The sequence below is a fragment of the Microcoleus sp. T3_B1 genome, assembly GCF_036700445.1.
GTDB lineage: Bacteria > Cyanobacteriota > Cyanobacteriia > Cyanobacteriales > Microcoleaceae > Microcoleus.
In genome coordinates, this window is record NZ_JAUBOX010000153.1 from 1 (window position 1) to 7,820 (window position 7,820).

7 protein-coding genes are annotated in these 7,820 nt (G+C 45.4%); 5 read left to right on the plus strand and 2 right to left on the minus strand.

Annotated elements, in window-relative coordinates; all coding sequences use genetic code 11:
* The 5 genes from QT990_RS34915 to clpS form a co-directional block, all read left to right on the plus strand.
* A partial coding sequence (locus tag QT990_RS34915; RefSeq protein WP_333466359.1) for a hypothetical protein occupies nt 1-183 on the plus strand: 183 nt, incomplete at its 5' end.
* Nucleotides 135-875 carry a pyruvate formate-lyase-activating protein gene (gene pflA, locus QT990_RS34920; protein WP_333144933.1) on the plus strand — a complete coding sequence of 247 codons (741 nt, stop codon included), beginning with the start codon at nt 135-137 and terminating at the stop codon, nt 873-875. The genes QT990_RS34915 and pflA, both read left to right, overlap by 49 nt.
* A gap of 246 nt (nt 876-1,121) precedes the next feature.
* The gene (locus QT990_RS34925; RefSeq protein ID WP_333144932.1) at nt 1,122-2,372 is read left to right on the plus strand and encodes a transposase; all 1,251 of its coding nucleotides are present in this window, start codon (nt 1,122-1,124) and stop codon (nt 2,370-2,372) included.
* Nucleotides 2,373-2,508: 136 nt separating this feature from the next.
* Nucleotides 2,509-5,142 (plus strand): bifunctional acetaldehyde-CoA/alcohol dehydrogenase, encoded by a 2,634-nt coding sequence (gene adhE / locus QT990_RS34930; RefSeq protein WP_333466360.1) that lies wholly within the window; start codon nt 2,509-2,511, stop codon nt 5,140-5,142.
* A 440-nt stretch (nt 5,143-5,582) separates the two neighbouring features.
* Nucleotides 5,583-5,876 (plus strand): ATP-dependent Clp protease adapter ClpS, encoded by a 294-nt coding sequence (clpS, locus tag QT990_RS34935; protein ID WP_006633998.1) that lies wholly within the window; start codon nt 5,583-5,585, stop codon nt 5,874-5,876.
* Nucleotides 5,877-5,946: 70 nt separating this feature from the next.
* Here the strand turns inward: clpS and QT990_RS34940 are convergent, their stop codons facing one another.
* Both QT990_RS34940 and QT990_RS34945 read right to left on the minus strand, forming a co-directional pair.
* Nucleotides 5,947-6,462 (minus strand): plastocyanin/azurin family copper-binding protein, encoded by a 516-nt coding sequence (locus QT990_RS34940; RefSeq protein ID WP_445252074.1) that lies wholly within the window; start codon nt 6,460-6,462, stop codon nt 5,947-5,949.
* A gap of 123 nt (nt 6,463-6,585) precedes the next feature.
* Nucleotides 6,586-7,704: a tocopherol cyclase family protein gene (locus QT990_RS34945; RefSeq protein WP_333144930.1), complete on the minus strand. Its 1,119-nt coding sequence runs from the start codon at nt 7,702-7,704 to the stop codon at nt 6,586-6,588.
* Nucleotides 7,705-7,820: the final 116 nt, after the last annotated feature.

A 7,820-nucleotide genomic window follows, 5' to 3' on the forward strand; every position in this document is an offset into this window, starting at 1 on the left:
CAGTCAACAGTCAACAGTCAACAGTCAACAGTCAACAGTCAACAGTCAACAGTCAACAGTCAACATCATTCCGGTGTTACCGGAAATGATATCATCCCTACTCTCAAAATCCTTACCAACAAACAGCAAATTAAATGTCTGGAATTGGTCGCATTCATTCAATCGAAACATTTGGTACTGTAGACGGCCCCGGAATCCGGTTTATCGTCTTCACCCAAGGCTGTCCGTTACGCTGTCTTTACTGTCACAATCCCGACTGTCGCAATTCCCACGATGGTAAAGAAGTAACAGTCGATTATTTAATCGAACAAATTACAAAATGTAAATCTTACCTGCGGAAAGGAGGCGTTACAGTCAGCGGCGGCGAACCGTTGATGCAGCCGGATTTTGTCAGAGAAATCTTTACCCGCTGTCATCAAATGGGCTTGCATACAGCCCTGGACACATCAGGCTTCTGTGTTTTAGAAGTTGCTAAACCGGTGCTAGAAATGGCAGATTTGGTTTTATTGGACATTAAATCCTACATTCCCGAACTGTATTACAAAGTCACCAACGTTTCGATCGAGCCTACTTTAGCAATGGCAAAATATCTCAGCGAAATTGGCAAACCGACGTGGATTCGATTTGTTCTCGTTCCTCACCTCACCGATCACATCGAAAACGTAGAAAAACTAGCGGAGTTTATTGCCAATCTGAACAATGTGGAAAAAGTAGAAGTATTACCATTTCATAAAATGGGAGAATACAAATGGGAACAATTAAAATTTGATTACGAACTCAAGGATACACCTCCCGCTTCACCGGAACTCGTGCAACAAACTGTTGATATTTTTCGCAGTCGCGGGCTAAATGCGATCGGAGCTAGCGGTATATAATAATTAAAAGACCGCGTTCACCAAAAAATTGGGTCTGAAGCCCCGTCCTTTTAGGACGGCTTTCCCTTAACCTTGAGGCTCCTGATTAATTCTCTCTAAGTACATCAGTTTTAGTTCTAGCTACAGCTTTGCAATGTTCTTCAATAATTGCAAATTCAGATTCCTGAATCCGAAAAAATAAACGTTTATTCAGGAAGTTTTTCGAGTTTTTGCTGTATGATTATATGACAACAAAGAGGATGACTCATGTTGGGCTGTCAACAAAATTTAATTCGAGTTGATTCAGATATTCAAGCTATTATTGAATACCTGTGTTCTGAATCTGCAAAACTTTCTAATTGTGGGACTTACTATGCCCGCCAGCTATACTTTAAAACTGGTAAAATCCCAAACCGTGCTCAGTTGCACAAAGTTTTGGGGACGGAAAACCGAAACCGACACTATCAAGCGTTCTACTCTGATACTGCTCAACAAATTCTGACGGGCGTAGCAGAGTCTTTTAAGTCATTTATGGGATTACTAAAGGCTTTTAAAAATGGCGTAATTACGGAACGTCCGAAGCTACCGAAATATCGTCAAGGCGGAATGGCACTTGTGACATTTACAGGTAGGTCGGTAAAACTCAACGACGGAATGTTGAGATTCCCTTTGGGTAGCAAGGTTAAAGCGTGGTTCGGTCTAGATGCGTTTTTCCTTCCGATGCCTTCTAATCTTGATTTCAAAGCGATTCGGGAATATCGCATACTTCCCCGGAACGGCTGTTTCTACCTAGAGTTTGTCTACACAACGACCAATGTCCAGGCAGATATAGACCCTGCTAAGTGCTTAATGATCGACCACGGCGTAGATAACTGGTTAACTTGCGTGAGCAATGTCGGTACAAGTTTTATCGTCGATGGCAAGCTTTTAAAGTCGCTTAACCAGGGATACAACAGACGAGTTGCATTTCTCATGAAGGGAAAAGTTAATGGCTATTGGTCTAAAAGGCTTGCCAGCTTGACCGAAAGACGGAATCGTCAGATGCGAGATGCCGTTAACAAGGCAGCAAGGAAGGTAATTAAGCACTGCTTGAAAAATCGGATAGGAACGGTTGTATTCGGTTGGAATAAGGGACAAAAAAATTCTGCCAACATGGGAAGCAAAACTAATCAAAAGTTTGTGCAAATCCCTACGGGCAGACTGAAAGATAGAATTGCTCAACTCTGTGAGCAGTATGGCTTGAGGTTCGTTGAAACGGAAGAATCTTATTCGTCAAAAGCTTCTTTTGTTGATCGTGATTTGCTACCTACTTTCGGCGAAAAACCCGAAGGGTGGCTTCCAATTGGCACGCGGATTAAACGTGGTTTGTACCGAACGGCGCAAGGCTGGCTAATTAATGCAGATTGCAATGCTTGTGGCAACATTGGTAGAAAAGTAGCGGTGATGCTTGGACTTGATCTAAGCGGAATCAGTAGAGGCGAGTTGTCAGCGCCTTTAAGACTTAAATTATGGTCTTAAGAATCCCCATGCCTTCAGGCTGGGGAGTGTCAAAAGTCACCCACAATCTTGAAATGATCTGCGTTCATCAGCAGGTTCCCTACCAATCAAAGATTGAGGCAATAATTTTCCCGAAATAAACATCAGTAAAAACAACATGAAAGTTACCAATTTAGAAGAATTAGAAGTCCTAATTCAAAAAGTGAAAGCAGCCCAAGCTGAATTTGCCACCTACACTCAAGAACAAGTCGATCGCATATTCAAGCAAGCAGCTTTAGCCGCTAATGCCGCCCGCATTCCCTTAGCCAAGGCAGCAGTCAAAGAATCGGGAATGGGAGTCATCGAAGATAAGGCAATCAAAAATCATTTTGCCTCGGAAATGATTTACAACAAATACAAAAACGACAAGACTTGCGGTATCATCGAGTCCGATCGGCATTTTGGCTACGAACGCATTGCCGAACCCGTGGGAGTGCTGGCGGGAATCGTTCCTGTAACTAACCCGACTTCCACCACCATCTTTAAGTCTTTAATCGTGCTCAAGACGAGAAATGGCATTATATTTTCGCCCCATCCCCGCGCCAAATCCTGCACGGCTGCGGCGGCAAAAATCATCCTCGATGCTGCAGTAGCCGCAGGAGCACCACCGGATATTATTGGGTGGATTGATGAGCCCACTGTGCCGCTTTCCCAAGCTTTGATGCAGCACCGCGATATCAAACTAATTTTGGCAACTGGCGGGCCGGGAATGGTAAAAGCTGCCTACTCTTCAGGGCATCCGTCCCTCGGTGTCGGCGCGGGAAATACTCCCGCCATCATCGATGAAACCGCCCACATCCAAATGGCTGTCAGCTCAATTTTGCTGAGCAAAACTTTCGACAACGGCACGATTTGTGCTTCGGAACAATCGGTGGTTGTTGTGGATGAGGTGTACGATGCAGTGCAACTGGAATTCATCAAGCGCGGTGCTTATTTCCTCAATGCTGAAGAACGGGAAAAAGTGCGGCAGGTAATCTTAATTGATGGTCGCTTGAATGCCGAAATTGTCGGACAATCGGTGCAAAAAGTGGCGCAGATTGCTGGTTTTACAGTGCCGTCAAACATCAGGGTTTTGATTGGAGAAGTTGAGGGGGTAGGTAAAGAAGAACCCTTTGCTTGTGAAAAACTTTCGCCGATTCTCGCTATGTATCGCGCCAAGGACTTTACTGAAGCAGTAGACAAAGCTGAAGCGCTGATAATTTTTGGCGGACACGGACATACTTCTGTACTCTACACGGCTCCGCACAATCAGAAGCACATTCGTTATTTTGAAAGCAAACTAGAGACTTCGCGGGTGCTGATTAATACGCCTTCTTCTCAAGGTGCGATCGGCGATTTGTACAATTTCCGCCTCGATCCCTCCCTTACCCTCGGTTGTGGTAGCTGGGGCGATAATTCGATTTCTGTCAACGTGACACCCCATCACCTGCTGAATATCAAAACCGTAGCAGAACGGCGCGAGAATATGCTCTGGTTCCGCATTCCTCCCAAGATTTATTTTAAGTCGGGTTGTCTTCCTGTAGCTTTGAGGGATCTTGCAGGTAAGAAACGTGCTTTGATCGTGACGGATAAACCTTTGTTTGAATTGGGATTGACTAAGGAAGTCACAGATAGTTTGGAAGAAATCGGCATCGATCACTACACATTTTACGATGTGGAACCCGATCCTTCGCTTGCTACTGTTCGCAAAGGTTTAGAAATCTGCAATAGTTTCCATCCAGATGCGATTATTGCCTTTGGTGGTGGCTCGCCGATGGATGCTGCTAAAGTAATGTGGCTGATGTATGAGCATCCAGAAATTGAGTTTGAAGGATTGGCGATGCGGTTTATGGATATCCGCAAGCGGGTATACGAACTGCCGCCTTTGGGTTCAAAGGCAACTATGGTGGCAATTCCAACTACTTCGGGAACGGGTTCGGAAGTCACGCCTTTTGCGGTTGTTACGGATGAACGATCGGGGATTAAGTATCCGCTTGCAGATTATGCTCTGACTCCGAATATGGCGATCGTCGATCCAGAACTTACGCTGAATATGCCCCGAAAACTGACTGCTTACGGTGGCATTGATGCGCTAACCCACGCTTTAGAAGCTTATGTTTCTGTGTTGGCTTCTGAGTATACAAATGGTTTGGCTTTAGAAGCGATTCGTTTGCTGTTTAAATACCTGCCCAGCGCTTACAAAAATGGTGCTAACGATCCGAAAGCGCGGGAGAAAGTACATTATGCTGCTACGATGGCCGGGATGGCATTTGCCAACTCTTTTCTGGGGGTTTGTCACTCAGTGGCTCACCAATTAGGTGCAACTTGCCACGTCCCTCACGGTTTAGCGAATGCGCTGATGATTTCTCACGTAATTCGCTACAATGCAACGGATGTTCCGTTCAAACAAGCGATTTTTTCTCAAAACAAGTATCCTAACAGCAAGTGGCGTTATGCTCGAATTGCGGACTATCTGAATTTGGGCGGCGATACAGAAGATGAGAAAGTTGAGAAGTTGATCGAAGCGGTGGAAAATCTCAAGCGTGAGGTAGAGCTTCCTAGCACGATTCAGGAGGCGATCGCCAGTCAGGGAATGAGCGATGATTTCTTTTTTGCTCGCGTTGAGGAAATGGCGGATCACGCTTTTGACGATCAGTGTACCGGAGCGAACCCCCGCTATCCGCTGATTGAAGATTTAAAGCAACTTCTGGTGCAAGCCTACTCTCACAGCGGCGACACTTCTGAGGTCGATCGAGTGTTAACTGTAGTTTAATCGGCGCGGTGCAAGAGATTTCTCCTCAAAAGCCTGTCAATGGGGGGCAGGATGCTTAACCCGATGGGTGTCAACTTAACGTCAAACCCAGTCACAGAATGTTGTTTGACGATTAGGGCCAGATCCCCCCTAGCCCCCCTTAAAAAGGGGGGAACAAGAGTCCGATCTTTCGTCCCCCTTTTTTAGGGGGATTTAGGGGGATCTAGACTCAGATAAAAGCGATATTTATCAAGGGTTTTAGGCGATTGTTGACACTAATGACCTAACCCCTACTCCCCACAAGACTTTCTGGAGAAATCTAACGCCGGGCCCGGCGCTGAAAATAAACCCCGAAGCGGATCAAAATACCAAGTAGAGGTTGATGAAAAAGTGTGAAATTGTGTTATGATGTTACAGGTAACTATTTTACGACTTCTGTAGTTTCAGTGGCTGTTCGCGCGATGACCTCTTCACCAACCATAGCACCCGTTCGATCGAGTCAAGTTACCCGCAAACCTTATCCCAACTATCGGGTAATAGTCCTCAACGACGATTTCAACACATTCCAGCACGTTGTGGAATGTTTGACCAAATACATTCCAGGGATGACAAGCGATCAAGCTTGGAAACTCGCCAACCAAATCCACCACGAAGGCCAGGCCACCGTCTGGGTTGGCCCACAAGAGCAAGCAGAACTTTATCATATGCAATTGAGCCGTGCTGGACTGACAATGGCTCCGCTAGAGTCTACTTAAAAAGTGTCTAGAGGGCCGAAAGTTCGATCGATTTTCGGTAATTCATCTGAAATTGAACGGAGATTGGGATTTAAGAGGCGATCGTAATTTTGCCAATCATCCCCGCCTCTGTATGTCCGGCTACCGTACAGCGCAGGTTGTAGGTTCCCGATTTCATCGGCACAAACACCCATTCTGCCATAGCGCCCGGTTTAAGTTCCAATTCGTGAATCGCTCCTTTAATTTCCACTTTCCCAGCTTCAACTTTTTGAGTCCAACTCGCATCAGCAAAGCTTTTAGCAGTAAAATAATGTTTCTGCGAACTGGGATTTTTTAGAACTAATTTATAGCGCTTGCCCGATTCAAATTCTAGCAAATTGGGAAAGAATTTGAGTTCCCCAGCTTCGTTACCCAAACTAACAGTAATTTCGGTGACAGGTTGGCGAGACAAATCACCGGCAGCCCTAGCAATTGCCGCCGGCATCAAGATTGTGCTCAAACATAAAATTAGTCCCAAAATAACCTTGAAAGTTTTTTGTAACCCCTGGCTGCGGTAGAATTTACCTAATTGCAAACCGAGTAAATTGATCGTGGCTGTTCTGACCACTGTTAACTATTAACTGACAACTGACAACTGACAACTGACAACTGACTACTGACTAATGACAACTGACAACTGACAACTGACTACTGACTACTGACTAATGACTAATGACTACTGACTAATGACTTAATTCGATCGCCAAACTTCATCCCAAGGCCCGCCCCCAACTTCCAAACCCGATAAAGAACTTTGAGCCTCTAAGATAATTCTAGAACGCTGCTTGCCATTTTTTTCCACATTTCCCCCCAACAACTCTCGCAGTTGCAAGCGCAATTCGCCGTGCGTCGTATCCCGGCAGCAAAAAGCCAGACCTTTTTCTGTAGGAGCTCGCAGATAAGTACCAGGACTGTTTGTAGTGCCAATTAACTCAACTTCAAACTGACTGTTTCTCGCCTGCATTTTCCAGCTTCCCCAAGGTTCAATAGTCCAACTAACTTGTGAATTCCAAGGCACAAATTCGTAAAATTTGCCTCGGTAATGCAGACAAATCATTGCTACCGATTCCATCCACCACAGCACGCCCCGCTTGCCGCCGCCAGCAGTTAAAGCTAAATCCTTTTCGCCTTGAAAACAATTGCAATTAACCCAAAACCACTTTTGCGGAAAAGCACCGCCCCAGTTTTTTTCGCTGTAAGCAGGAGCATCTTTAAATTCGTAGCGTTCGTCATTCCAATCGATCCAGCCCGTGGCTAAACCGTGAGCCATTAAAATTTGCCATCCCGGTTCAAATATGGGTAGAAAAGATACCATTCCCGCCGTAGATTTCTGGATTTCCTCAGAGTTTCCCCAGCCATAAATAGGTTTAATTTCGTACTGCCAAAAACAGTGGCTGCCGCTTCCCGGATCGTGCAAATAACCTTGATTCAAAGTAGCAGTAGCTTGATAGCCTTCTTCGACGCGGCTGTCGAATACTTGCGGATCTAAATATTGGGGTTTAATTTGTAAATCTGTTCGGCCCCAATGTCCGAAAGCCAAGCCTTCTCGGTGCGCCCAAAACTTATTTACATCGGGCAAGGTGCGGCACAAATAGCTATCTTTCGGGCCGAGAATTTGAGCTGCACCGCCACTGTAAGGTTGACCGCCTCTGGGGTCTTCGATGGAATACATGAATGCAAAGGATTGTCCGTGAATCGGTAATGTTATTCGGTAGTACCAGCCTTCAAAAAAGCGGCGGGAACTGCCGTCCCAGTGGTAGCCACTGTGGGGAGTTTCAATAGTTTTGAGTTTTGAGAGTGAATTTGACATAGAATTACCAATAGCATGACAGGGAATTCACGGATAACTGTTTCTTCCTTCTTCCTTCTTCCTTCTTCCTTCTTCCTTCTTCCTTCTTCCTTCTTCCTTCTTCCTTCTTCCTTCTT